General features: G+C 66.9%; 20 protein-coding genes and 1 pseudogene. 11 read left to right on the top strand and 10 right to left on the bottom strand.

Features of this window, described 5'->3' with window-relative positions; genetic code table 11:
• Window positions 1–72: 72 nt before the first annotated feature.
• On the bottom strand, window positions 73–966 hold the full coding sequence (locus tag LDN95_RS16930; RefSeq protein ID WP_226018755.1) for a LysR family transcriptional regulator: 894 nt from the start codon (window positions 964–966) through the stop codon (window positions 73–75).
• 93 nt (window positions 967–1,059) lie between these two features.
• Here LDN95_RS16930 and LDN95_RS16935 point away from each other — a divergent pair, with 93 nt between their 5' ends.
• The 5 genes from LDN95_RS16935 (at window position 1,060) to mmsB (ending at window position 6,656) form a co-directional block, all read left to right on the top strand.
• Window positions 1,060–2,559, top strand: coding sequence for a CoA-acylating methylmalonate-semialdehyde dehydrogenase (locus LDN95_RS16935; protein WP_226018756.1), 1,500 nt, complete (start codon window positions 1,060–1,062; stop codon window positions 2,557–2,559).
• A 176-nt stretch (window positions 2,560–2,735) separates the two neighbouring features.
• Complete coding sequence (locus tag LDN95_RS16940; RefSeq protein ID WP_226018757.1) at window positions 2,736–3,878, top strand: acyl-CoA dehydrogenase family protein; 1,143 nt, start codon at window positions 2,736–2,738, stop codon at window positions 3,876–3,878.
• The gene (locus tag LDN95_RS16945; RefSeq protein ID WP_226018758.1) at window positions 3,875–4,945 is read left to right on the top strand and encodes an enoyl-CoA hydratase/isomerase family protein; all 1,071 of its coding nucleotides are present in this window, start codon (window positions 3,875–3,877) and stop codon (window positions 4,943–4,945) included. The genes LDN95_RS16940 and LDN95_RS16945 overlap by 4 nt, the downstream gene beginning before the upstream one ends.
• A complete protein-coding gene (locus LDN95_RS16950) occupies window positions 4,942–5,736 on the top strand; it encodes an enoyl-CoA hydratase-related protein (RefSeq protein ID WP_226018759.1) in 795 nt (264 codons plus the stop codon). Before LDN95_RS16945 ends, LDN95_RS16950 begins: the two co-directional genes overlap by 4 nt.
• 47 nt (window positions 5,737–5,783) lie before the next feature.
• Window positions 5,784–6,656, top strand: a complete 873-nt coding sequence (mmsB, locus tag LDN95_RS16955) for a 3-hydroxyisobutyrate dehydrogenase (RefSeq protein ID WP_226018760.1) — start codon at window positions 5,784–5,786, stop codon at window positions 6,654–6,656.
• Window positions 6,657–6,662: 6 nt separating this feature from the next.
• On the opposite strand, the gene LDN95_RS16960 is transcribed toward mmsB, so the two are convergent.
• Complete coding sequence (locus LDN95_RS16960) at window positions 6,663–7,565, bottom strand: CHAP domain-containing protein (protein ID WP_370631708.1); 903 nt, start codon at window positions 7,563–7,565, stop codon at window positions 6,663–6,665.
• Between the two features lie 223 nt (window positions 7,566–7,788).
• On the opposite strand from LDN95_RS16960, the gene der reads away from it, so the two are divergent.
• Window positions 7,789–9,183, top strand: a complete 1,395-nt coding sequence (der, locus tag LDN95_RS16965) for a ribosome biogenesis GTPase Der (RefSeq protein WP_226018761.1) — start codon at window positions 7,789–7,791, stop codon at window positions 9,181–9,183.
• Window positions 9,180–9,608 (top strand): DUF983 domain-containing protein, encoded by a 429-nt coding sequence (locus LDN95_RS16970; RefSeq protein ID WP_370631709.1) that lies wholly within the window; start codon window positions 9,180–9,182, stop codon window positions 9,606–9,608. The genes der and LDN95_RS16970 overlap by 4 nt, the downstream gene beginning before the upstream one ends.
• Window positions 9,609–10,197: 589 nt before the next feature.
• On the opposite strand, the gene LDN95_RS16975 is transcribed toward LDN95_RS16970, so the two are convergent.
• The 8 genes and pseudogenes from LDN95_RS16975 to LDN95_RS17010 all read right to left on the bottom strand — a co-directional run bounded on the left by LDN95_RS16975 (window position 10,198) and on the right by LDN95_RS17010 (window position 18,074).
• The gene (locus LDN95_RS16975; RefSeq protein WP_226018762.1) at window positions 10,198–10,584 is read right to left on the bottom strand and encodes a type II toxin-antitoxin system VapC family toxin; all 387 of its coding nucleotides are present in this window, start codon (window positions 10,582–10,584) and stop codon (window positions 10,198–10,200) included.
• Window positions 10,581–10,814, bottom strand: coding sequence for a type II toxin-antitoxin system Phd/YefM family antitoxin (locus LDN95_RS16980; protein ID WP_226018763.1), 234 nt, complete (start codon window positions 10,812–10,814; stop codon window positions 10,581–10,583). Before LDN95_RS16980 ends, LDN95_RS16975 begins: the two co-directional genes overlap by 4 nt.
• Window positions 10,815–10,918: 104 nt before the next feature.
• Window positions 10,919–11,677, bottom strand: coding sequence for an HD domain-containing protein (locus LDN95_RS16985; RefSeq protein ID WP_226018764.1), 759 nt, complete (start codon window positions 11,675–11,677; stop codon window positions 10,919–10,921).
• Between the two features lie 102 nt (window positions 11,678–11,779).
• Window positions 11,780–12,955, bottom strand: a complete 1,176-nt coding sequence (locus tag LDN95_RS16990; protein ID WP_226018765.1) for an acetyl-CoA C-acyltransferase — start codon at window positions 12,953–12,955, stop codon at window positions 11,780–11,782.
• Window positions 12,956–12,969: 14 nt separating this feature from the next.
• Window positions 12,970–14,562, bottom strand: coding sequence for a class I adenylate-forming enzyme family protein (locus LDN95_RS16995; protein WP_226018799.1), 1,593 nt, complete (start codon window positions 14,560–14,562; stop codon window positions 12,970–12,972).
• A 20-nt stretch (window positions 14,563–14,582) separates the two neighbouring features.
• A pseudogene (locus tag LDN95_RS17000) lies at window positions 14,583–15,818 on the bottom strand (3-hydroxyacyl-CoA dehydrogenase NAD-binding domain-containing protein); the annotation flags it as partial.
• A gap of 82 nt (window positions 15,819–15,900) precedes the next feature.
• Window positions 15,901–17,133 carry a serine hydrolase gene (locus LDN95_RS17005; RefSeq protein ID WP_226018766.1) on the bottom strand — a complete coding sequence of 411 codons (1,233 nt, stop codon included), beginning with the start codon at window positions 17,131–17,133 and terminating at the stop codon, window positions 15,901–15,903.
• Window positions 17,134–17,147: 14 nt separating this feature from the next.
• Entirely contained in the window at window positions 17,148–18,074 is a 927-nt protein-coding gene (locus tag LDN95_RS17010; protein ID WP_226018767.1) for a thioesterase family protein, read from the bottom strand.
• Window positions 18,075–18,305: 231 nt separating this feature from the next.
• Between LDN95_RS17010 and LDN95_RS17015 the strand changes: the two genes are divergently transcribed.
• From LDN95_RS17015 to LDN95_RS17030, 4 genes are all read left to right on the top strand, one after another.
• The gene (locus LDN95_RS17015; RefSeq protein ID WP_226018768.1) at window positions 18,306–20,741 is read left to right on the top strand and encodes a TonB-dependent receptor; all 2,436 of its coding nucleotides are present in this window, start codon (window positions 18,306–18,308) and stop codon (window positions 20,739–20,741) included.
• 27 nt (window positions 20,742–20,768) lie between these two features.
• On the top strand, window positions 20,769–21,869 hold the full coding sequence (locus LDN95_RS17020; RefSeq protein ID WP_226018769.1) for a hypothetical protein: 1,101 nt from the start codon (window positions 20,769–20,771) through the stop codon (window positions 21,867–21,869).
• Between the two features lie 79 nt (window positions 21,870–21,948).
• Window positions 21,949–23,352, top strand: coding sequence for an aldehyde dehydrogenase (locus tag LDN95_RS17025; protein WP_226018770.1), 1,404 nt, complete (start codon window positions 21,949–21,951; stop codon window positions 23,350–23,352).
• An 80-nt stretch (window positions 23,353–23,432) separates the two neighbouring features.
• Window positions 23,433–24,755, top strand: a complete 1,323-nt coding sequence (locus LDN95_RS17030) for an AarF/ABC1/UbiB kinase family protein (protein WP_226018771.1) — start codon at window positions 23,433–23,435, stop codon at window positions 24,753–24,755.
• The last annotated feature ends 35 nt before the right edge of the window (window positions 24,756–24,790 follow it).

Genomic DNA, 24,790 nt, shown 5'->3' on the forward strand with positions numbered 1-24,790 from the left:
GCGCGGGCCCCAACGCTGTGCGGGGGCGGGGGCTTGGGGGGGGGGCTTGAGCGTCGCGCCAGCAAGCCCGACTTATCGCGGCAACAGCCTGGTCCGTTCGCGCGCAACCAGCGCGGTCAGCCAGTCCTTGAATGCACGCACGCGCGCAAGGTTGTGCGTGTCCTTGTGCGTCACCAGCCAGAAACTGCGCTGGATGGTTTGCGCTGGCAGGACTGGGACCAGCCATTTGTCGGCATCGCCGATGAAGCACGGCAGCACGCCGATGCCCGAACCGGCCGCGATCAGGCGATGCTGCACGATGATCGAGGGCGAGCGCAGCGTCGCGACAAGGCCCGGCTCGATCTCGTCAAGATACCGCAATTCGGGCGCATAGAGCAGGTCGGGCACATAGCCGACAAGGCGGTGCCCTTGCGACAGATCGCCCGGCCCCGCGGGGTGGCCATAGCGCGCCAGATAGCCGCGCGTGGCATAGAGCCGCAAAGCATAGTCCGACAGCTTGCCCGCGATGACCGGCCCGGCGCGCGGCCGTGACAGGCTGACGGCAAGGTCGGCCTCGCGCTTGGACGGACTGAGGAAGCCGGACGACGCGACCAGATCGACCGTCAGGCGGGGGTGCGCCTCGACAAAGCCGCGCAAGGCCGGCGCGACGATCCAGCTGGCAAATCCTTCGGACAGGCTGACCCGCAGCAACCCGGCCGGTCCGCCGCCGTCGGCGTGCTCGGCGATGCGGCTGGCGGCCTGCTCCATCGCCTCGACATCGGCGAGCATCACCTCGCCCGCTTCGGTCAGCACCTGACCCTCGCGGGTCTGCTCGAACAAGGTGGCCCCGGCGCGCGCTTCCAGTCGGCGCAGGCGGCGGCCCACGGTGGTGGCATCGACGCCCAGTGTGACCGCCGCACGCGCCATCTGGCCGGCGCGCGCGACCGCTAGGAAGGTCTGGTAGTCGTTCCAGTCAGGTGGCTGCATTTATGCAGGTTGGCATCGCATTTTCGTCTGTTGCTTGCAACAAATGGTTGGTGCACCTGCTGCGGCACGGCCTTTGCCACAAGAGGAATTCCGATGCGTCTGATCGACCATTTCATCGCCGGCGGTACCGGCGGCCTTGTCTCGCCGCGCAAGGGCGATGTCTTTGATCCCAACAACGGCGGCGTTCAGGCGCAAGTCGTGCTGGGGGATGCCGCTGTGCTGCAGCGCGCGGTCGACGCCGCGCTGGCCGCCCAGCCCGCCTGGGCCGCGACCAACCCGCAGCGCCGCGCCCGCGTGATGTTCCGCTTCAAGGAACTGGTCGAGGCCAACATGGACGAGCTGGCCCGGCTGCTCTCGGCCGAGCATGGCAAGGTCATCGCCGATTCCAAGGGCGACATTCAGCGCGGGCTTGAAGTCGTCGAATTCGCCTGCGGCATCCCGCACGTGCTGAAGGGCGAGTTCACGCAGGGCGCGGGGCCCGGCATCGACGTTTATTCGTTCCGCCAGCCGATCGGCATCGGTGCGGGCATCACCCCGTTCAACTTCCCCGGCATGATCCCCTTGTGGATGAGCGCGATCGCCATCGCCACCGGCAACGCCTTCATCATCAAGCCCAGCGAGCGCGATCCTTCGGTGCCGGTGCGGCTGGCCGAATTGTTCATCGAAGCGGGCCTGCCCGAAGGCATCTGCCAGGTCGTCCATGGCGACAAGGAAATGGTCGACGCGATCCTTGATCACCCGGCGATCGGCGCGGTCAGCTTCGTCGGCTCGTCCGATATCGCGCACTATGTCTACAATCGCGGCGTTGCGGCGGGCAAGCGCGTGCAGGCCATGGGCGGTGCCAAGAACCACGGCATCGTCATGCCCGACGCCGATCTCGATCAGGTGGTCAACGATCTGGCCGGGGCCGCGTTCGGTTCGGCGGGCGAGCGCTGCATGGCGCTGCCGGTGGTCGTGCCCGTCGGGGCGGATACTGCCGAGCGGCTGAAGGCCAAGCTGATCCCCGCGATCGAGGCGTTGAAGGTCGGCATCTCGACCGATCCCGAAGCGCATTACGGTCCGGTGGTGACGCAGGCGCACAAGGAAAAGATCGAAGGCTGGATCGCCAAGTGCGTCGAAGAAGGCGGCGAACTGATCATCGATGGCCGCGGTTTCAAGCTGCAAGGCCATGAGGACGGCTTCTTTGTCGGCCCGACGCTGATCGACCACGTCACGCCCGACATGGACAGCTACCACAACGAGATCTTCGGCCCGGTGCTGCAGATCGTCCGCGCGGACGGCTTTGAAGAGGCGCTGTCGCTGGCGAGCAAGCACCAGTACGGCAACGGCGTGGCGCTGTTCACCCGCAACGGCCGCGCCGCGCGCGAATTCGCCGCGCGGGTCAACGTCGGCATGGTCGGCATCAACGTGCCGATCCCGGTGCCGGTGGCCTATCACACCTTCGGCGGGTGGAAGCGCTCGGCATTCGGCGACACCAACCAGCACGGCATGGAAGGCGTCAAGTTCTGGACCAAGGTCAAGACCGTGACGCAGCGCTGGCCCGACGGTTCGGCGGAACTGGGCAACGCCTTCGTCATCCCGACCATGGGGTGATGATGGCAGCATGAAATGCCGAGGCGATCGGGAAGGCGGACTTTTCACGAATCTGCCGCCTGTTTTTGCCTCGGCTGATCGTGCCGGGCAGACCGGGGTTGACCCGCGGGGCCATCTTGCTCCACGCGGCCATCTCGGCTTAATCGCGCGATTAAGTGTTTTGCGAGAGGGGCATCATGACCGACCAGTTCCAGCTCACCGACGATCAACTGGCAATCCAGGAGATGGCGCAACGGTTCACCGCCGACGCCATCACACCGTTCGCCGCGCAATGGGACGAGGATCACACGTTCCCGCGTGAGACGATCAAGGCCGCCGCCGAGCTTGGTTTCGGCGCGATCTATGTCAGCGAGGAATCGGGCGGCATCGGCCTTGGGCGGCTGGAAGCGGCGCTGATCATGGAGGCCATGTCGTATGGCTGTCCGGCGACCAGCGCGTTCATCTCGATCCACAACATGGCCGCGTGGATGATCGACACTTTCGGCGGTGACGAGCTCAAGGCGCGCTATCTGCCCTCGCTGGTGTCGATGGACCTGATCGCCAGCTACTGCCTGACCGAGCCGGGCTCGGGTTCGGATGCCGCCGCGCTCAAGACCACGGCGCGGCTCGATGGTGACCACTATGTGCTCAACGGCACCAAGCAGTTCATCTCGGGCGCCGGGGTCAACGATGTCTATGTCGTGATGGTCCGCACCGGCGATGCCAGCGCCAAGGGCATTTCCTGCCTGGTCGTGGACAAGGATACCCCCGGCGTCAGCTTCGGCGCGCCCGAGCGCAAGCTGGGCTGGAATGCCTCGCCCACCGCGCAAGTCGTGTTCGACAACGCACAGGTGCCGGTGGCCAATCGCGTCGGTGCCGAAGGCGATGGCTTCCGCTTCGCGATGGCCGGGCTCGATGGCGGGCGGCTCAACATCGGCGCGTGCTCGCTGGGCGGTGCGCAGCGCTGCCTTGATGAGGCGATCGGCTACGTCAAGGATCGCAAGCAGTTCGGCAAGGCCATCGCCGAATTCCAGAACACCCAGTTCGTGCTGGCCGACATGGCGACCGACCTCGAAGCGGCGCGCGCGTTGCTCTATCTTGCCGCGGCCAAAGTATCGTCGGGCGCGCCCGACAAGACCCGCTTTTCCGCCATGGCCAAGAAGCTGGCGACCGACACCGGATCGTCGGTGGTCGACCGTGCGCTGCAGATGTTCGGCGGCTATGGCTACTTGCGCGACTATCCGATCGAGCGCTTCTGGCGCGATCTGCGGGTGCACCGCATCCTTGAAGGCACCAACGAAGTGATGCGCCTGATCGTGGGACGGGACTTGCTGAAATGACCGACGATGTGCTGACCCGTATCGACGGCGCTGCGGGCGTGATCTCGCTCAACCGGCCCAAGGCGATCCATGCGCTGACGCTGCCGATGGTCGATGCGATGGCCGAGGCGCTGCTGGGCTGGCGCAACGATCCCGCGGTCGACCTGGTGATCATCGATCACGCGGTCGATCCGGGCGGCGATCCCAAGCTGTCGCGCGGGTTCTGCGCGGGCGGCGACATCGCGTTCCTGCGCAACTCGGCGCTGAACGACGCAGGCGTGTCGGGGCGCAAGTTCTTCCACGATGAATACCGCCTCAACCACCTGATCGCGGCCTATCCCAAGCCGGTCGTCGCGTTCATGGACGGGATCACGATGGGCGGCGGCGTGGGCATTTCGGGCCCTGCCAGCTATCGCGTGGCGACCGAGGCGACCCGGCTGGCGATGCCCGAAACCGGCATCGGCCTGTTTCCCGATGTGGGCGGCGGCTGGTATCTGTCGCGGCTGAAGGGGCGGCTGGGCCAGTATCTGGCGCTGACCGGCGCGCGGCTCGATGGCGCGGAATGCCTGTGGGCGGGGCTTGCCACGCACTATCTGCCCGGCGCGGCGGTGGCCGGGGCCAAGGCGCGGATTGCCGCCGAACCGCACGAACTCCTTGCGATCCTGCACGAAGCATCGGCGGTGCCGCCGCCCGCCAGGATCGCCGCCCATGCCGACGCTATCGCCCGGCTGTTCGCCTCGGACAGCTATGAGGACATTCTGGCCGCGCTTGCGGCCGACGGCAGCGATTTCGCGCAGGCGACGCTGGCCACGCTCGCCACAAAGAGCCCGCAGACCTGCAAGGTTGCCCTGCGCCAACTGGCGACCAGCCTGACTTTGCCCGATTTTGCCGCCAACATGGTGATGGAGTACCGCATCGCCAGCCGCGTGCTGACCCTGCCCGACTTTGCCGAGGGCGTGCGCGCGGTGATCGTCGACAAGGACAACGCGCCGCAATGGCACCCGGCAACGCCCGAGGGCGTGACCGAGGCCTTGCTTGACAGCATCTTCGCCGCGCTGCCGGCCAACGAGGAATGGACCCCGCTATGAGCACCGAGCCCGTCTACGAAACGATTCTGGTCGAACGCCACGGCGCCGTCACGCTGATCACGCTCAACCGGCCCAAGTCGCTCAACGCGCTCAATTCGCAAGTGCTCGACGATCTGATCGGGGCGTTCGCCGCGTTCGAGGCCGATGCCAGCCAAGGCTGCGCCGTGCTGACCGGATCGGGCGAAAAGGCCTTTGCCGCCGGCGCCGATATCAAGGAAATGGCCGACAAACCGGCATCCGATTTCTTCAACGAGGACTTCTTCGCCAAGTGGACCAGCCATCTGGTCAAGACCACGCGCAAGCCATGGATCGCGGCGGTCAACGGCTTTGCGCTGGGTGGCGGCTGCGAACTGGCGATGATGGCCGACTTCATCATTGCGTCCGAAAACGCCAAGTTCGGCCAGCCCGAAATCAAGCTGGGCGTGGCGCCGGGCATGGGCGGCAGCCAGCGCCTGACCCGCGCGGTGGGCAAGGCCAAGGCGATGGACATGTGCCTGACCGGCCGGATGATGGACGCGGCCGAAGCCGAGCGCTCGGGCCTCGTCTCCCGCGTGGTGCCGCTGGCCGACTTGCTCGCCGACGCGCTCAAGACGGCCGCCGCCATCGCCGCGATGCCGCCGATGGCGGTGAAGGTGAACAAGGAAATGGTGAACGCAGCGTTCGAGACAACGCTCGATCAGGGCCTGTTGTTCGAACGCCGCAGCTTCCAGATCCTCACCGCCACGCAGGACAAGGCCGAAGGGATGGCCGCCTTCATCGAAAAACGCGCGGGCGTTTGGACGGGCAAGTAAATCGTCACGCCCTCCTCCCTTCGGGGGAGAGGGCTAGGAGAATTGCTATGAAGATCGCATTCATCGGCCTTGGCAACATGGGCGGCGGCATGGCCGCAAATCTGGTCAAGGCGGGGCATGATGTCCACGCGTTCGACCTTGCCGAAGCGGCGCTGGCGCGGGCTGCCGAAAGTGGTTGCACCACCTATACCTCGGTGCGCGAAGCGGTGCAGGGGGCCGAAGCGGTCGTCGCGATGCTGCCCAACGGCGCCATCGTGAAGGCGGTGTTCACCGCTGACGTTATCGGCCATGCCCCTGTCAGCGCGCTGCTGCTCGACTGTTCGACCATCGACGTGACCACCGCGCGCGAGGTTGCGACGCTGGCGAGCGATGCGGGCTATGCCATGGTCGACGCGCCGGTTTCGGGCGGGATCGCGGCGGCCAACGGCGGCACGCTGACCTTCATGGTCGGCGGCAGCGACGAGGCTTTCGCCCGCGCCGAGCCGATCCTGTCGGCCATGGGCAAGGCGGTGATCCACGCCGGTTGCAGCGGCGCCGGACAGGCGGCCAAGATCTGCAACAACATGCTGCTTGGCGCATCGATGGTCGCCACCTGCGAAACCTTCGCCATGGCCGAAAAGCTGGGGCTGGACTTGCAGACCTTCTTCGACATTTCGTCCAAGGCCTCGGGCCAGTGCTGGTCGATGACGAGCTATTGCCCGGTGCCCGGCGTCGGTCCGGTCACGCCTGCCGACAACGGCTATCAGGGCGGCTTTGCCACCGCGCTGATGCTCAAGGATCTGCGGCTGGCGATGGCGGCGGCCAAGGATGCCGGAGCGACCGTGCCGATGGGCGCGCGCGCCGAAGAACTCTACGCCGCCTTTGCCGAGGCCGGGAACGGCGGGATCGACTTTTCCGCGATCATCGGCACCCTGAAATAAGCCGCATCAGCGGTTGGCGATCGCCACCCGTGAAGCGATGATCCGGCCGATCGGGTCATCGCGCAAAGGGGTGGCGGTGGCGATGCGGCCCGGCAGTTGGCTGGGAGCGAGTTGGCTGGCGGGGAGTCGGCTGGCCGCGCTGGCTGAGCCGACGGCCGGTTTGCCCACCCGCGCCACAGTCAGTCTTGGCGGCTGAACGGGCGCGACCGGCGTTTCGAGCACGATGCCACGAAGGAAGTCGGCGCCGATCCGTGACGGCGCGGCCTGATAGCTTGCCGCAAGAACCGTTCGCACCGGGCGCGCTTCCTGCGCCTGGGCGCGCATCGGTGCAGGCGCTGGGCGCGAGATCGCGGCCAGCCGGTCCTCGCGCTCGGGCGGGCGGTTGTAGATGAAGCCGTTGACCGGCCAGTGCGTGGTGCCAAGGTCGCCTAGCGGCGCATACCACACGCGCACCGCGCTCCAGTCGTTGTCGGGCGATACATCGACCGCGCGCACGTCATCTTCGATCTGGCCGCGCCGTCCGTCGATCGGCGACCAGTTGGCATGGCGCAACAGCACCGTGCGCGAATCGACGACTCGGCTGACCGCCGCGACATGGCCCAGTTGCATCGGACCATAGGGGCGAAAGCTCATCACCGCGCCGACGCGCGGGCGATAGCCGCGGGCATAGCGACCGGCGGCCTGATCCCACCAGGTCAGCGCGTCGCCGCGAATGTCGATGCCCGAAACCTTGCGGGCATAAGGCACGCATTCAAGGTAGGGCAGGCCGGAAAGGGCGGCATTGGGGGCGCCGTGGACAGCCGGGCTGCTGTCGTAGAATCCGCCGTCGAGCAGATCGACGGGGGCGGGCCGCGCAACCGCCGGACTGGCGCAAAGCGCCGAGGCGAGCGTGCCCGCAGCCAGACTCAACCCGAGGCTGAGGCCTTCGCTTAACCGTTTCGGTCCTCCGAGGAGGATTCGCTGATTCCATCCCTGCATGCAGCGCTTGTGCCCTGCAGTTGGTTAAGTGCAGCAAATTGCCTATAGTTAATCGCACTTAAACCGTATCTTGTGAAACGATTGCCGAAACCATTGCAGGCCCCCCGCCACCATCCGGCTTGCGTTTCGCGCGCCGAAGGGCCACGGGAAAGCCATGTCCGCGCCCAATCTGCCCACCGTCATCATCATCGGCCGTCCCAATGTCGGCAAGTCCACGCTGTTCAACCGGCTTATCGGCAAGCGGCTGGCGCTGGTCGATGACCAGCCGGGCGTGACGCGCGACCGCCGCTTTGGTCAGGCGAGCCTGCTGGGGCTGGATTTCACGATCGTCGATACCGCCGGTTGGGAAGACACCGATCCCGAAAGCCTGCCCGGCCGCATGCGGATGCAGACCGAAGCGTCGCTCGATGGGGCCGACGTTGCGATGTTCGTGATCGATGCGCGCGCGGGGATCACCCCGCTGGACGAAGAGATCGGCCGGTACTTGCGCGGGCACGACCTGCCCGTCGTGCTCGTCGCCAACAAGGCCGAGGGCCGCGCGGGCGACCATGGCCTGTTCGAATCCTTCGCGCTGGGCTTTGGCGATCCGGTGCCGCTGTCGGCTGAACACGGCGAAGGCATGGGCGATCTGTTCGAGGCGCTGCTGCCCCTGCTCGAAGACAAGCAGCCCGATCCCGACGACCTCGCCACCGCCGAGGATGAAGGCGAATACGACCCCAAGTCGGTGTTGAAGCTGGCCATCGTCGGCCGTCCCAATGCGGGCAAGTCCACGCTCATCAACCGCTTTCTGGGCGAAGACCGGCTGCTGACCGGGCCGGAAGCGGGGATCACGCGCGATTCGATCGCGGTCGACTGGCCGTGGAAAGACCCGCGCAACGGCGAAGTGCGCCCGATCCGCCTGATCGACACCGCCGGCATGCGCAAGAAGGCGCTGGTGGTCGACAAGCTGGAAAAGCTCTCGGTCGCCGATGCGCGCCATGCCATCGACTTTGCCGAAGTGGTCGTGCTGTTGCTCGATGCCACGCGCGGGCTGGAGCATCAGGATCTCAAGATCGCCAGTCTGGTGCTGGAAGAAGGTCGCGCGCTGATCATCGCGATCAACAAGTGGGACGTTGCCGAAGACGCCAGCGGCCTGTTCAACGGCGTGCGCGCCGCGCTGGACGATGGCTTGGCGCAAGTGCGCGGGCTGCCGCTGCTGGCGGTCTCGGCCCGCACCGGCAAGGGGCTTGAGCAATTGCTCGGCGCCGCATTCGACTTGCGCGATGCGTGGAGCCGCCGGGTGCCCACTGCCGCGCTCAACCGCTGGTTCGACGATGCGCTGGCAGCCAATCCGCCGCCCGCCCCCGGTGGCCGCCGGATCAAGCTGCGCTACATCACGCAGGCCAAGACGCGTCCGCCCAGCTTCGTCATGTTCGGCACCCGGCTCGACCAGTTGCCCGAAAGCTATCGCCGCTATCTGGTCAACGGCATCCGCCGCGAACTGGGCTTTGAGGCGGTGCCGATCCGCCTGACGCTGCGCAGCGCCCGAAACCCGTTCGCGCCCAAGTGAGCGAGCGCGACGCCGCACTGACCGGAGCGCCCGGCTTTCTGCCGCGCACTTTGGGGGCGGCGATGCTGCGGGGTTTGCGCGGCCGTTGCCCGCGCTGCGGCATGGCGCGGCTGTTCGGCCGCTTCCTCAAGCCGGTGGAGCGCTGCCCCGCCTGCGCGCAGGACTGGACATTGCACGCGGCGGACGATTTCCCGCCCTATGTCTCGATTCTGATCACCGGCCACCTGATGGCTCCGATCATCATCGTGCTGGCGGGCAATACCGAAGCGCCGGGCTGGGAAGTGATGACCGGGGTGCTCGCACTGGCGGTGGTCATGCTGATCGGCATGCTGCAACCCGCCAAGGGCGCGATCATCGCCCTGCAATGGTGGCTGGGCATGCACGGCTTCGCCGCAAGGCCGGGCAAGGTCGAAGCCGGGGGCTGACCCCCGCGCCGTTCCTGAAGCGCCCAACCCCCACCCCCAACCCCTCCCCACCGGGGAGGGGAGCAAACCCATCGCGCAGGCTTCTCCCCTCCGCCCACAAAAAAGCCCTCCCCCGCGCGGGGGAGGGTTGGGTGGGGGTAACCGGCCTCACCGGCAAGCACAAAAAAACCCGCACGCGGAATTCGCGCACGGGTCTGGGCCGGGTGGCGAGTCCGGTTAACGCCGATAGGGGGAAGCAAGCAGACGCGGACGGGTGCGGTCGGCGCTGGTTTGGGTTCTCGACGCGGGTTTGTGCGAATGGCGGTACAGGCGCGTTGAGGAACCTGAACTGCTCGACCCTGACGGGCACGCAGGCACCGGGGCGGGCTCGCGCTCTTGCCGGACTACCTTGCGGGCTTGGGGCCCGATCCCACGGCGAGGGTAACAGGCCCCGCCGTTCGTGCCGCGAATGCGGACGCCTCCGTCCTTGGAAAGCGCCGACCGCGCGCCGGGTCGCAAAGGCGAAGCGCTCACGCCCCAGCTCCCGTCACGGCGCGGCATATAACCCATATGGTTCGTTTTGTCAAGGGTAAGTGTGCGCTCGCGGGCGCTACCACAGGCGCTTCACCGCAAACCCGTCGAACAAGGCTTTGTTCGATACCAGTACCATGTCCTCGGCCTGCGCTTGCGCGATCAGCAGGCGGTCGAACGGGTCTTTGTGGGGGATGTTCATTTCCCCGGCCAGCCGGGCGTGATGAACGCTGATCGCCAGTTCGTCGAAACCTTGCCCGGCGACCACGGCCGCGAAGTCTTGTGCCAGCAACGCGGCGTCAGGCAACTTGCCGATACGGAACTTGGTGGCGACTTCCATGGCCGAGGCGGCGCTGACCGCGACAGGGTTATCCTCGTTGGTGATGGCTTCGCGGGCGCGGGGGCTCAGCGCCTCGTCCCCCGCCAGCCACCAGATCAGCGCATGGGTATCGAGCAGCAGCCTCAAGCCAGATGCCACCCGCCCAGTTCGTCGTCGGGCAGTGGCTCATCGAACCGTGCATCCATCGCGATCTTGCCCTTGAGCGCGCCGAACTGCCGCCGCCCGCGCGGGGCCACCGGCACCAGTCGCACCACCGGCACATTGCCGCGCGCAATCACCACATCACCCCCCGCGAGCGCTTCGGCGATCAGGCGCGACAGGTTGGTCTTGGCATCGTGAACCGAAAACTGGGCCATGCACGCCTCCTTGGCTAACTATATAGCTAAGCGCTCCGTGCCGGGCAAGGGCGGTGCCTTCGCCTGTCGCTGCCCGGATTTGACGGGGCGCTGCACCCTCCCCCTCACAAGAAGTTGTTCGGCCAGATCATGGTGCGCCACATGTGCGAGGTGGGGGTGTCGTCGTGGCCGAGGCCTTCGGCGGGTTGGCGGAAGTGGCGGCCGATCACGTCGGTGAATTCGGCGGGGTCGACTTCGGGGAAATCGTCGAAGAAATAGGTGTCGTAGAGCGTCACTTGCCGGGCCGACATGTACCACTTGTGGTTGCGCGCGTAGTCGGCGTCGCGCGCGATATAGGCGGGCGGCTGGAAATCGGGGCCGAAGAAGCGGTCGTAGCTGGCCGGGTACTCGTACCCCACCGCCGGGTCGGGCAGATAGCGCAGCGCCTGATGGTACTTGACCGCGAAAGCCACTTCCTCGCTGACATAGGGGGCGACCAGTTGCGCGCTCCAGTAGCCGTGATCGCAACGGATCAGGCAGCCGTTCGAGATGTCGTGCAGCAGGCAGGCCATGACCACCGGCTCGCTCATCCCGTCATCCAGCGCGCGCTTGGCGCTGACCAGCAAGTGCCGCGCGGTCAACCCGCCGAAGCGCAAGTCGAAGAAGTCGAGCAGTTGCGGGCGCTCGGGCATGCGCGGCAGCGCGGGGTTGTCGCCCATCATGAACACCGTCCGGGGGTTCAGCCGGGCCAGCAGTTCTTCCTCGTTGTCGACGAAATCGGTGCCCTTCCACCCCACCGGCGAGGGGTAGATCATCCGTTCGCGGGCCGCCTGTGGCCAGGGGCGGTCGACGTCGGCTGCTGCTCGATCGGGGCTGGCGGTCATGGTCGTCTCCCTTGGTCGGCTCAAGGGTATGCCCGGCGGGCGGCGCGCTCAAGCGGCAAGTGCGGCCCGGCGGGAGAGGGGCTCCGCCGGGCCGCAACGCCGTTACAGTACCTCGAACAGGCCGGCCGCGCCCATGCCGCCGCCGACGCACATCGTCACGACGACGTACTTCGCGCCCCGGCGCTTGCCTTCGATCAGCGCGTGCGCGGTGCAGCGCGCGCCGGTCATGCCGTAAGGGTGGCCGATCGAGATCGAGCCGCCGTTGACGTTGAGCAAGTCGTCGGGGATGCCCAGCTTGTCGCGGCAATAGAGCACTTGCACCGCGAACGCCTCGTTCAGTTCCCACAGGCCGATGTCGGCGATGGTCAGGCCAAAGCGGCTGAGCAGCTTGGGGATGGCAAAGACCGGGCCGATGCCCATTTCGTCAGGCTCGGTGCCCGCAACCGCCATGCCGAGGTAGCGGCCAAGCGGGGCCAGGCCCTTCGCCGCAGCGACGGCGGCCTCCATGATGATCACCGCGGCCGAGCCGTCGGACAACTGGCTGGCGTTGCCCGCAGTCACGATCCCGCCTTCGATCACCGGCTTGAGCGCGGACAGGTTTTCCAGCGTGGTCGAGGGGCGGTTGCCTTCGTCCTTGGTCAGGTGAACGTCGTGGTGCGTGACCGCGCCGGTTTCCTTGTCGACCACGGCGGACGAGCTGTCGGTGGCGACGATCTCGTCATCGAACTTGCCCGCGGCCTGTGCGGCGGCGGTGCGCTGCTGCGATTGCAGGGCATAGACGTCGCACGCCTCGCGGCTGATGCCATAGCGCTGGCCGACGATCTCGGCGGTTTGCAGCATCGGCATGTAGATGGCCTTGTGCATCTCGATCAGCGCGCGGTCGGGAGAAACGCGCATGTCCTTGGTCTGGACAAGGCTGATCGATTCCTGCCCACCGGCGGCGACCACGTCCATGCGGTCGAACACCACCTGCTTGCTGGCGGTGGCGATGGTCATCAGGCCCGACGAGCACTGCCGGTCGATGGTCATGCCCGAAGTGGTGATTGGCAGCCCTGCGCGCAAAGCCACCTGACGGCCAAGGTTGCCGCCTTGCGTACCCTGCTGCAGGGCCGAGCCCCACACCACATCGTCGACTTCGGCAGGGTCGATCCCCGCGCGCTCGACCGCCGCGCGCAGCGACAGCGCGCCCAGCGTGGCCCCGGCGGTGGCGTTGAACGCGCCCTTGTAGGCCCGCCCGATGGGGGTGCGGGCAACGGATACGATGACGGCATCACGCATGGCATTCTCTCCTGTTATCGGTTGTCTTGCCCGGTCGAGGCGGCAAGAATGGGGTTACCGCCAAAGCGGTCGCGCAGTTCGCGTTTCAGCACTTTGCCGATCGGGCTGCGCGGCAATTCATCGACCACTTCGATCGCGCTGATCCGCTGGGTCTTGCCCAGACGGGCGTTGGCTTCGGCAAGGATGGCCTGAGGATCGGCGGGCGGATCGGCGGCGGGATCGGCCAGCACGACCACGGCCAGCGGGGTTTCGCCCCACTTGTCCGACGGCACGCCGACCACGGCCGCCTCGCGCACCGCGCTCTGGCGCACGAGTTCGGCCTCAAGATCGGTGGGATAGATGTTGAACCCGCCCGAAATGATCATGTCCTTGGCGCGGTCCATCAGGATCAGGAAGCCGTCCTCGTCGAACCGGCCGATATCGCCGTGGCGGATATAGCGGCGCCCTTCGGCGTCGTACCATTCGACTTCGCGCGTCTTGTCGGGCTTGCCGTGGTAGCCGTTCATCATCAGCGGCGAATGGCCGACGATCTCGCCCATGGCGCCTTCGGGCAGTTCGTTGCCGTCCTCGTCGATGATCTTCATCACATGGCCGGGGGTGACGCGGCCGACGGTGTGCAGCTTGTCGGGGTGTTCGTGCGCCACCAGCAGCGTGGTTGCGCCGCCTTCGGTCATGCCATAGCCTTCGACCAGACCGCCCGGCCAGCGCTTGAGCACGTCGGCCTTCAACCACGCGGCAAACGGCGCCGATGTGCACGATTTCAGCCGGTAGGAGGACAGGTCAAAGCTGTCGAAATCGGGCTGCTCCATGATGCGGCGGTACTGCACCGGCACCAGCATGGCGTGGGTCACCCGCTCGCGCTGCGAGAGTTCGAGGAAGCCGCGCGCGTCGAACTTCTTCATCAGCACCACTTTGCCGCCTGCCGTCAGTGCGGGCAGGAAGCTGACCAGCGTGGTGTTGGAATAGAGCGGGGTCGAGCAGATCACGCAGGTATCGTCGTCATAGCCGCCACGGATCGTGCGCCGGGCATATTCGTGGCGCATCTTGTGGCTTTGCACGATGCCCTTGGGCGAGCCGGTGGTGCCCGAGGAATAGATGATGTTGAACGGATCGCCCGGTTGCGGCGCTGGTTCGGGCGGCCGTGCCCCCTCGGGCGCGAGCCACTGCGAGAACGGCAGCCCGGCGTCGCTGTCGTCGAGGGCGATGCGTTTGACATGCGCCGGAAAGGGCAGGCCCGCGAGCCGTCCGGCCATCTCGGCATCGAGCAGCAGCACCCGGCTGCCGCTGTCGGCGAGCATGGCCAGCACCGTTTCGGGCGTGGCGGTGGAGGTCAGCGGAGCGGCCACCGCGCCCGCCCGGATCGCGCCCAGAAACGCCAGCGCGGTCGGCACCGCATTCAGCGCGGCGATGGCGACCGGTTCATCGGCCGCAACCCCTTCGCCGTGCAGCGCCACCGCGACGCGATCGAGCAGCGCGTCAAGCTCGGCCCAACCGACCCGCCGGTTCTCGTCGGCCAGCGCCACCGCCGCGCCCCGCCTTGCGGCATGGGCGCGCAAGATGGCGCTGAGCGGCAGGAAGTCGGATTCGGCGATATCCTCGACCAGCATCGTCACGCCCCTCCTTCAGGTCAGGCGAAAGTTTCGCCGGCATCCGCCTTGCGCTGCAGCAGCGGGGCCACCGGCAGGCCATAGCCGGCGAGCGCATCGGCGATCACCTTCAGCCCGACGTGATCGGCCCAGAACATCGGACCGCCGGTCCACGCGGGCCAGCCATAGCCGTTGAGCCAGACGGTATCGATGTCACCGGCGCGCTGGGCGATGCCTTCGTCAAGGATCAGCGCGCCTTCGTTGATCATCGGATAGAGCAGTCGCTCGCGGATTTCGTCTTTGCCGATGACGCGCTGCAGTTTGCCTTCCTTCGCGGCGAATTCGGCGATGATCGCCTTCACTTCCTCGGACGGGGTGCGGTTGCGGCTGTCGTCGTAGTCGTAGAAGCCCTTCTTGGTCTTTTGCCCCCAGCGACCGACCGCGCACAGCGCATCGCGCAGCGTCTCGATCCGGGTGGGATCGCGGTGCCAGCCGATGTCCACCCCGGCAAGGTCCGCCATCTGCCAGGGGCCCATCGGGAAGCCGAACTCCAGCAGCGCCTCGTCCACGTCCCAATAGTTCGCGCCTTCCATGATCAGCGCGTGGGCCTGCGCCTGCCGGGGCGACAGCATGCGGTTGCCGATGAAGCCGTGGCACACGCCCGACACCACCGGGACTTTGCCGATCTTCACCGACAAGGCCATGACCGTGGCCAGTTGCGCCTTGCCGGTCGCCTTGCCGCGTACGACTTCCAGCAATTTCATGACGTTGGCGGGCGAAAAGAAGTGCGTACCCAGCACCGCTTCGGGGCGGCTGGTGCAGGCGCCGATCGCGTCGATATCGAGATAGCTGGTGTTGCTGGCCAGGATGGCGCCGGGCTTGGCCACTTTGTCGAGCCGCCCGAACACCTCTTTCTTCACGTCCATCGATTCATAGACCGCCTCGATCACCAGATCGGCGTCGCCCAGCGCAGCGAAGTCGAGCGTCGGGGTCAGCCGGGCCATCGCCGCTTCGGCAAGGGCCGCGTCCAGTTTGCCGCGCTTGACGGTGTTTTCGTAGTTGCGGCGCATCGTCGCCACGCCGCGGTCGAGCGCTTCCTGCGTCATCTCCACGATCGTCACCGGGATGCCCGCGGTCAGGAAGTTCATGGTGATGCCGCCGCCCATCGTGCCCGCGCCGATCACGCCGACCCGGTCGATCGGCAGCAGTGCGGTATCGGCAGGAATGTCGTCGATCACGGCGGCCTGTGCGCGCGCGGCGTCGATGTGCGCCTTGGCGCCGGGGATGGGGTCGGACATGATGAGCCTCTCCTTTTATGTCTTGTCTTGTCTTGTCTTGTCGTGTCGGTCTTGTCGCCGGTCAGGCGCGGCTTTGCGTCAGCGCGGCGTAGATCAGGGTCTTGAGCTGGCGGCGGATCGGATAGGCCGAGGACGGCATCAGTTGCGTCATGAACACCATGTGCAGCTTTTCCACCGGATCGATGAAGAACGCGGTCGAGAAGATGCCGCCCCAGTAATACTCGCCCGCGTTGCCCGGCACCAGTGCGCGCGCCGGATCGAGCGTGATGCCAAAGCCCAGCCCGAACCCGGCCCCGGCATTGTTGGCTTCGCTGAACAGCGCCTTGGACACTTGCGTCAGATCCTTGCCGTCGGGCAAGTGGTTGGCGGTCATCAGCGCCAGCGTGCGCGGGCCGATCAGCCGCACGCCATCCACCGCACCGCCACCGATCAGCGCCTGACAGAAGCGGTGATAGTCCGCCGTGGTCGAGAGCAAGCCGCCGCCGCCGCTTTCGAAGCGGGGCGGGCGCAGCGTGTTGGAGCTTTCCGCCTTGTCGAGCAGTTGCGGCGCCTTGCCCGGCGCATAGTTCCACGCATCGGCCAGCCGGTGCGCTTTGTCGGGCGGGCAGTGAAAGCCGGTATCGACCATCCCCAGCGGGTCGAAGATGCGGCTGGCAAAGAACGCGCCAAGGCTCATCCCCGAAAGCCGGGCGACCACCACGCCCAGCACGTCGGTGCCGACCGAATAGTTCCACGCCGTGCCGGGCTCGAATTCGAGCGGCAGCTTTGCCAGTTCGGCGATGAAGTGGTCGTTGCCCGGCAGGCTGGCGTGGCCGTCAAGCTTGGCCTTGCGGTAGGCGGCATCGACGTTGGTGCGGTTCTGGATGCCGTATGTCAGGCCCGACTGGTGCGACAGCAGATCGACCATGCGGATCGTGCCCGCAGGCCGTGCCGGCATGAACGGCGCTTCACCGCCGCCGCCGGTATAGACGCCGACCTGGGCGAATTCGGGCAGCACGCGGGTGATCGGATCGTCGAGCGCGACTTTGCCTTCTTCGACCAGCATCATGAATGCGATCGAGGTCAGCGGCTTGGTCATCGAGGCGATGCGATAGATCGTGTCGGCGGCCAGCGGGGTGCCGTCGGCCCGCGCGATGCCTTGCGTGGCCCGATAGACCGGCACGCCGTCGCGGGCGACCAGCACGTCGGTTCCGGGCAGCTTGCCGGGGGTGACATAGCGTTCGGCCAGAAACGGGGCGATCCGGTCGAGACGGTCGGCAGCGAAGCCCAGCGCGGCAGGGTCGGCGATGGTCATGGCGTCGTTTCCTTTCACCCGAACAGGGCCACCGATTGCAGGCCGCGCATCTGTTCGACACCATCGGCGTTCCACAGCCGCAGCGTTTCGCTGCTGAAGCCATGCGCCATCCCGTTCGACGCGGTTTCCAGCAGCCACCAGCCATCGCGCGTGGCAGGCGCATCGGTCAGCAGGGTGAACGACCAGTTGATCGAACTGATCGGGCCGCGCCGTTCGGTCGCCCGCAGCGAGCCGGGGGGCAAGGTATCGCCGATGCCGACCAGTTCGCCGAACGGGTCCAGCCCGGCGCGCTCGTTCAGCCGGACCCAGCGGCGCAAGGTGCCGGGATGCGGTGCGGGACGCGGCAGCGAGCGGCGCAGCTCGAACTGGCGGATGAAGCTGGGGGCCATGCTGTGCAGCGGATAAGTCTCGGATTCCTCGGGCGGAACGAACGCGTCAAGCCGCGACGGCGGGATTTCGCCATTGGAGGGCCGCGCGCTGCCGAACAGCCAGGTGGCACGATGGACCAGCGCGCCGGTCGGATCGTGCAGCGTCGTCTCGACATGGCTGACGCTGCGCCCGGTGCGCAGCATCGTCACCCGCGCCTCGACCTCATCGCCGACCGGCCCGATGAAGCCGACTTGCCCGGCGCGCAACGGGGGCAGGTCGGGAAAGGTGGCGCTCGCCGCCGCATAGCCGATGAACGAGGAGGCGCCGCCGTACATCGTGCGACCCTGCATCCACCCCGCCGCGCCGCTCAACCGGAAGCGCCCTTCGCCCAAAGGCTCAAGCCCCTGCGCCAGCGCGGCAAGCGCTACGTCCGGCGCCTGTTCAGCAGGAATAGTCGTGCCAGCTTCGGCCATCGTTGCTCCCAATCCTTCTGCGCGTTCGCAGGTGTCGCCGGTCTGCGCCGGGGGCGATTCCGGCCGTGACAGGTCGTCGTTTTCGGTATCGTTGCGCACGAATGCAGCGCTTGGCAAGGCCCGCATTTCGGCGGAAAACGCCGCGAAATTGCCGGAGTGGACCTTTCCCCTACGGCAAGGCGGCAGACCGCCCGCTAATTTTTCGCCGGTTCCGGTGGCGTCGCCGTTGCTTGTCGGGGGCAGGTGCCATCTTGCGATTGCCGCGAATGCCGCGCATGTCATGACGATGTCACGCGGGCGACCGAAACCGTGGCAACGAAGGGGCGCATCATGCAGGGTTTCAAGGGCACCGGTTGGGCATTGCGGGCGGCTGAACTGGCGGCTGGCACCAGTCTTCTGGCGCTTGCCCCCGCTGCCATGGCTCAGGTGGCCGCCGATGCACCTTCCGCCGAAGCACCGGCCGCCGATGCACCGACCGCGGTTCCCGGCGAAATCGTGGTGACCGCGCAAAAGCGGGTCGAAAAGCTGCAGGACGTCCCGATCTCGCTGCAAGTGCTTGATACCGCAGCACTTTCCAACAAGAACGTGCGCAACTTCAACGACTACGCCAAGTTCCTGCCCTCGTTGTCGTTCACCAGCTATGGTCCCGGCAATGCCGAAGTCTATTTCCGCGGGCTGTCGAACGGCAACCGCCTGTCGACCGGATCGCAGCCGACCGTCGGCGTCTATATCGACGAACAGCCGGTCACCACGATCGGCGAGACGGTCGACGTCCACATCTATGACATCGCGCGGGTAGAGGCCCTGTCGGGGCCGCAAGGCACGCTGTTCGGCGCCAGTTCCGAAGCGGGCACGCTGCGGATCATCACCAACAAGCCCGATCCCAAGGCCTTCTCCGGCTCGATCGACCTGACCGGAACGTCGGTGGCCAACGGCAAGCTCGGCGCGATCGGCGAGGGGTATGTCAACCTGCCGCTGTCAAGCTGGGCGGCGCTGCGGCTGGTCGGCTGGGTTCAGCACGACGGCGGCTATATCGACAACGTACGCGGTCGCCCGGCGGTCTATCCGACCTCGGGCGCGGTGCGCGACAACAAGGCGCTGGTCGAGCACGCCTTCAACCCGATCGATACGTATGGCGGGCGCGCCGCGCTGGGCGTCGATCTGGACGACAACTGGACCGCGACCGCCACGGTGATGGGGCAGGACGAGAAATCGCGCGGCACCTTCGGCTTCAAGCCTTCGGTCGGAGACTTGCGGACCACGCGCTATTTCCCCGAATCGCAGAAGGATCGCTGGGGGCAGGCCGCGCTGACGATCGAGGGCAAGATCAGCAATCTGGCGGTGACCTATGCCGGAGCCTATTTCGAGCGGACCGCGCAATATAACTCGGACTATTCGGACTACGCCTTTTTTTACGACAGCTATTATGCGGCGACACCCGAATACTTCGGCAACAATTTCTACAACGATCAGGGAACGCTGATCAATCCGGCGCAGAACACCACCCAGCACGAACATTTCACCAAGCTTAGTCAGGAACTGCGCATCGCCACCCCGGCAAAGGACCGGCTGCGGCTGGTCGCGGGGGTGTTCTACCAGCGCCAGACCAACGACTGGACCAACCTGTACATCGTGCCGGGGTTGGCGGCGTCGCAATCGGTCACCGGTCTGCCGGGCGTGAACTACGCCAATATACAGTACCGCGTGGACCGCGATTACGCCGCCTTTGCGCAAGCCGCGTTCGACATCGTGCCCGGCCTGACGCTGACCGGCGGCTTGCGCGGCTATCGCTATGACAACACCGTGGTCGGCTTCTTCGGGTTCAACGCCACCCGCTCGTCGGTGGGCGAGGCGCTGTGCCTGCCGGGCACCGTCGGCCGCTATGGCACGCAGCGGCCGTGCGACAACATCAATGCCAAGGCGACCGGATCGGGCGTGCGGCACAAGCTCGATCTCAGCTGGAAGATCGACCGCGACAAGCTGCTTTACGCCACCTGGTCGACCGGATTCCGTCCGGGCGGGATCAACCGCCGACCCGCGGCAGCGCCCTATCAGGCGGAAAAGCTGAGCAACTACGAAATCGGCTGGAAAACCACCTGGCTGGGCGGCAAGTTGCGCGTCAACGGGGCGCTGTTCCTCGAAAAGCTCGATCAGGCGCAGTTCGCCGTCACCAGCGACCAGAACGGCATCACCGATATCGTCAACGCCGGGCGCGCCCAGTCCAAGGGCGTGGAAGGCGACGTAACGCTGGTGCCCTTGCGCGGGCTGACCTTGCAGGCTTCGGCGACGTATGCCGAGGCCAAGATCACCACCGACTTGTGCAAGTACACCAATGCCGCGTTCGATTGCACGATCCCCAGCGCCAGCGGCAGTCCCAACGCCTTGCGCGCGCCTGCCGGAACCCGCTTTTCGGGCGCGCCGAAGTTCAAGACCAGCGCCAGCGCGCGCTACGACTTTGCGGTCGAAGGCGGCGCGGACGCGTTCGTGCAGGCCTCTGTCTCGCACCTCAGTTCGGTCAGTTCCTCGCTCGATGTGACCGAGGCGGCGCTGATCGGGGTGCAGCCGGGCTACACCACGATCGATGCCTCGATGGGGGTGACGACGGGGCCCTGGTCGGTGTCGCTGAGCGCAGACAACCTGTTCGATGTGCGCGCCCAGCAGACCCGCACCGCCACGTGCGCGATCGCGCTGTGCGGGCCGGAATCGATCGTGGTCTATCCGTTGCGGCCGCGTCTGGTTTCGCTGCGGGTCGGCCGCAAGTTCTGATCGCTCTTCGCCACCGGAGTTGATGCCATGCGTTTGCTGCTTAAGGTTTGTGCCGCGCTCGCATTGGCCTTGCCGGTTTTCGGGATCGCAAGGTCGGCCCCGCATGCTGTCGCCCCTGCCGACGGCGGCCAGCGGCTGATCCTCGTGACGATGGACGGCACGCGCTGGCACGACCTGTTTCGCGGACCCGACGCGGCGCTGCTGGCCGACAAGCGCTTCACCGATCCCGACATGAAGGACGCGGTGGAAAAGGCCTGGGCCACCGGCCCCGATCACGGTGCGGCGCTGATGCCGTTCCTGCACGGCACCATGGCCCATCGCGGCGTGCTCTATGGCAACCGCGATGCGGGCCAGTGCCTGCAAGTGGCCAACGGCATGTGGTTCTCCTACCCCGGCTACAACGAGATCCTGACCGGTCGCGCCGATGACGCGCACATCACCAGCAACGACAAGATCTACAACCCCAACGTCACCTTCCTCGAATGGCTGAACCGCCGTCCCGGCTTTGCCGGAAAGGTCGCGGCGATCGGCACATGGGACGTTTTTCCCTATATCATCAATGACAAGCGCAGCGGCATCGCGGTCAATGCGGCGTTTGGCGGGCGCTTCCCCACCGACACGCTGACGATGCGCGCGGCGTTCGACACCTTGCGCACGGTCAAACCGCGCGTGCTCTATGTCGGGTTGGGCGATACCGACGAACTCGCCCACATCGGCGACTACGATCAGTATCTGACCGCGATGAACCGCGATGACGATTTCATCGCCGAACTGTGGCGGATGGCGCAGGCCGACCCCGCCTATCGCGGGCGCACCACGCTGATCGTCACGACCGACCACGGGCGCGGCGCGGCTGGCGGCGCGGCGTGGACCGAACACGGCAGCGCCCGCTCGGTCGAGATCGACCCGGCGGGCTTCACCATTCCCGACAAGGCCGGTTTTCCGGGCTCCGAACAGATCTGGCTGGCCGCGCTGGGCCCAGCAGTGCGCGCGGCACAGCCGGTGGGCAGCCCGTGCCTGCACCAGAACCAGATTGCCGCCAGCGCGCTGGTCGCGCTCGGTCAGGACTGGCGCGCGTTCGATGCGGGCGCGGGGGCGCCCTTGCCGTTCTTCGCCAAGGACCGATAAGGGCGCGCAGCAACCGGCTTGCCAGAACGCGCCGAGCGGCTTAATGCTATAAGAAATAGCAATCATGCGGGAGAGACCCATGGCCGAATTTCAGCGCATCAATCCGCTCACCGGTGACGTAGCGTCGACCGCGCCCGCTTTGCAGGCCGACGCCATTCCCGCCATCGCCGCGCGCGCTGCCGCCGCGCAACCGGCATGGGGCGCGCTTGGCCCCAATGCCCGCCGCGCCGTGCTGATGAAGGCCGCCGCCGCGCTTGAAGCGCGGGCCGAGGACTTTGTTGCGGCGATGATGGGCGAGATCGGCGCGACGCGCGGCTGGGCGCTGTTCAACCTTGGCCTTGCCGCCAGCATGGTGCGCGAAGCCGCCGCGCTGACCACCCAGATTGCGGGCGAAGTGATCCCCTCGGACAAGCCGGGCTGTCTGGCCATGGCACTGCGCGAACCGGTTGGCGTGATCCTTGGCATCGCGCCGTGGAACGCGCCGATCATCCTTGGCGTGCGCGCCATCGCCGTGCCCTTGGCGTGCGGCAATGCGGTCATCCTCAAGGCCAGCGAGCAGTGCCCGCGCACCCACGCCCTGATCATCGAAGCCTTCGCCGAAGCGGGCTTTCCCGAAGGCGTCGTCAATGTCGTCACCAACGCGCCCGCCGATGCCGCCGATGTGGTCGGCGCGCTGATCGACGCGCCCGAGGTCAAGCGCATCAACTTTACCGGCAGCACCGCCGTCGGCCGCATCATCGCCACGCGTGCAGCCGGGCACCTCAAGCCCTGCCTGTTGGAACTGGGCGGCAAGGCGCCGCTGATCGTGCTTGAGGACGCCGATCTGGACGAAGCGGTCAAGGCCGCCGCGTTCGGCGCCTTCATGAATCAGGGCCAGATCTGCATGAGCACCGAGCGGATCATCGTGGTCGATGCCGTGGCCGATGAATTTGCCGCCAGGTTCAAGGCCAAAGTACAGACGCTCGCGGTCGGCGACCCGCGCGAAGGCACCACGCCGCTGGGCGCGGTGGTCGATGCCAGGACGGTCGCGCACTGTCAGGCGCTGGTCGATGACGCGCTGGCCCATGGCGCCGAACTGCTCACCGGCGGAACCACCACGCACAACGTGCTGATGCCCGCGCACGTGGTCGATGGCGTGACGGCCGAGATGAAGCTGTTCCGCGACGAAAGCTTCGGCCCGGTGGTCGGCGTGATCCATGCGCGCGACGAGGCGCACGCCATCGCGCTGGCCAACGACAGCGAATACGGCCTGTCCGCTGCGGTCTTCACCCGCGACACCGCGCGCGGGCTGAGGGTTGCGCGGCAGATCAAATCGGGCATCTGCCACGTCAACGGACCGACCGTGCATGACGAGGCACAGATGCCGTTCGGCGGCGTCGGCGCATCGGGCTATGGCCGCTTTGGCGGCAAGGCCGGGATCGACAGCTTCACCGAACTGCGCTGGATCACCATCGAAACCCAGCCGGGTCATTTCCCGATCTGATCGGCTTAAATCGGGCGCAAACCGGCTGCGGCCCGCAAGGTCACCTTGCGGGCCCACCTGCGCATAGCCATGTCGGCCCGATGACCGGATCTTCGCGCAAAGTTCCCGCTGGCCGCATCGCGCGGCTCTCCGCCTTCGGGCAACTGGCGGCTGGCCTGGCGGGCGGGGTCGCTGCCGAAGGCGCGCGGCGGCTGGCGCAGGGCGAGCGGCCGCGCATGGCCGACCTGTTGCTCACCCCGGCCAACGCCACCCGCGTGACCGAGCAGCTATCGCGGCTGCGCGGCGCGGCGATGAAGCTGGGACAGATGATCTCGCTCGATGCGGGCGACATGCTTCCGCCCGAACTGACCGCCATCCTCTCGCGGCTGCGCGATTCTGCGCACACCATGCCGCCAGCCCAGCTTGAAAGCGTGCTGGCCCAGCACTGGGGCAAGGATTGGCGGCGGCGCTTTGCCCGGTTCGATGCGCGGCCGGTTGCCGCCGCCTCGATCGGGCAGGTCCACCGCGCCGAACTGCGCGACGGGCGCGTGCTGGCGATCAAGGTGCAGTACCCCGGCGTCGCCCGCAGCATCGATTCCGATGTCGACAACGTCGCCACTTTGCTCAAAGTGTCGGGCCTGCTGCCATCGACGCTCGACGTCGCGCCGCTGCTGACCGAGGCCAAGCGGCAGTTGCACGAGGAAGCCGACTACCTGCGTGAGGCGGCGCAGATGACCCGCTACGCCGATCTGCTCGCCGACGATCCGCAGTTCCTTGTGCCCCGGCCCCTGGCGGACCTCACCGGACCCACCGTGCTGGCGATGGACTACATCGCGGCCCGCCCGATCGACGAACTGGCCGACGCCACGCCCGAGGCGCGCAACGCGGCGATCGCGGCACTGCTGACGCTGACCTTGCGCGAATTGTTCGAGTTCGGCTTCATGCAGACCGACCCCAACTTCGCCAACTACCGCTGGCTGCCCGGTGAGGGGGGCGCAGCGGGCCGGATCGTGCTGCTCGATTTCGGCGCAGCGCGGGCGGTGCCCGATCACGTTGCGCAAGGCTATCGCGCGCTGCTGACAGCGGGCCTTGCGGGCGATCACGCCGGGGTCAGGGCGGCGGTGCAGAACGCAGGTTTCGCCTCGACCGCGCAGTTCGAGCGCCATGGGCCTGCGCTCGATGCCATGATCGCGGTGATTCTGCGGCAGGTGCAGCGCGCGCAGGACTTCGACTTCTCCGACCGCAGCTTCGTCGAGGAAATCCGCAACAACGTGCAGCCGGTCGCCGCCGATCGCGCCAGCTGGCACATCCCGCCTGCCGAAATGCTGTTCGTGCAACGCAAGATCAGCGGCATCGCCCTCCTGTCGGTCCGCATGAAGGCCCGCGTGCCGCTCGCCGCGCTGGTCGGGCGGTTTGTCGGGTAAGCCGGGCCCCAATCCACACGCCGTGGGGGGGCAGG

It is taken from the genome of Novosphingobium sp. FKTRR1 (assembly GCF_020404405.1).
Lineage (GTDB): Bacteria > Pseudomonadota > Alphaproteobacteria > Sphingomonadales > Sphingomonadaceae > Novosphingobium.

Coding starts and splice junctions, on each gene's coding strand:
- LDN95_RS16930 (WP_226018755.1), bottom strand. CDS start 966: ATGCAGCCACCTGACTGGAACGACTACCAGACCTTCCTAGCGGTCGCG.
- LDN95_RS16935 (WP_226018756.1), top strand. CDS start 1,060: ATGCGTCTGATCGACCATTTCATCGCCGGCGGTACCGGCGGCCTTGTC.
- LDN95_RS16940 (WP_226018757.1), top strand. CDS start 2,736: ATGACCGACCAGTTCCAGCTCACCGACGATCAACTGGCAATCCAGGAG.
- LDN95_RS16945 (WP_226018758.1), top strand. CDS start 3,875: ATGACCGACGATGTGCTGACCCGTATCGACGGCGCTGCGGGCGTGATC.
- LDN95_RS16950 (WP_226018759.1), top strand. CDS start 4,942: ATGAGCACCGAGCCCGTCTACGAAACGATTCTGGTCGAACGCCACGGC.
- mmsB (WP_226018760.1), top strand. CDS start 5,784: ATGAAGATCGCATTCATCGGCCTTGGCAACATGGGCGGCGGCATGGCC.
- der (WP_226018761.1), top strand. CDS start 7,789: ATGTCCGCGCCCAATCTGCCCACCGTCATCATCATCGGCCGTCCCAAT.
- LDN95_RS16980 (WP_226018763.1), bottom strand. CDS start 10,814: ATGGCCCAGTTTTCGGTTCACGATGCCAAGACCAACCTGTCGCGCCTG.
- LDN95_RS16985 (WP_226018764.1), bottom strand. CDS start 11,677: ATGACCGCCAGCCCCGATCGAGCAGCAGCCGACGTCGACCGCCCCTGG.
- LDN95_RS16990 (WP_226018765.1), bottom strand. CDS start 12,955: ATGCGTGATGCCGTCATCGTATCCGTTGCCCGCACCCCCATCGGGCGG.
- LDN95_RS16995 (WP_226018799.1), bottom strand. CDS start 14,562: ATGCTGGTCGAGGATATCGCCGAATCCGACTTCCTGCCGCTCAGCGCC.
- LDN95_RS17005 (WP_226018766.1), bottom strand. CDS start 17,133: ATGACCATCGCCGACCCTGCCGCGCTGGGCTTCGCTGCCGACCGTCTC.
- LDN95_RS17015 (WP_226018768.1), top strand. CDS start 18,306: ATGCAGGGTTTCAAGGGCACCGGTTGGGCATTGCGGGCGGCTGAACTG.
- LDN95_RS17020 (WP_226018769.1), top strand. CDS start 20,769: ATGCGTTTGCTGCTTAAGGTTTGTGCCGCGCTCGCATTGGCCTTGCCG.
- LDN95_RS17025 (WP_226018770.1), top strand. CDS start 21,949: ATGGCCGAATTTCAGCGCATCAATCCGCTCACCGGTGACGTAGCGTCG.
- LDN95_RS17030 (WP_226018771.1), top strand. CDS start 23,433: ATGACCGGATCTTCGCGCAAAGTTCCCGCTGGCCGCATCGCGCGGCTC.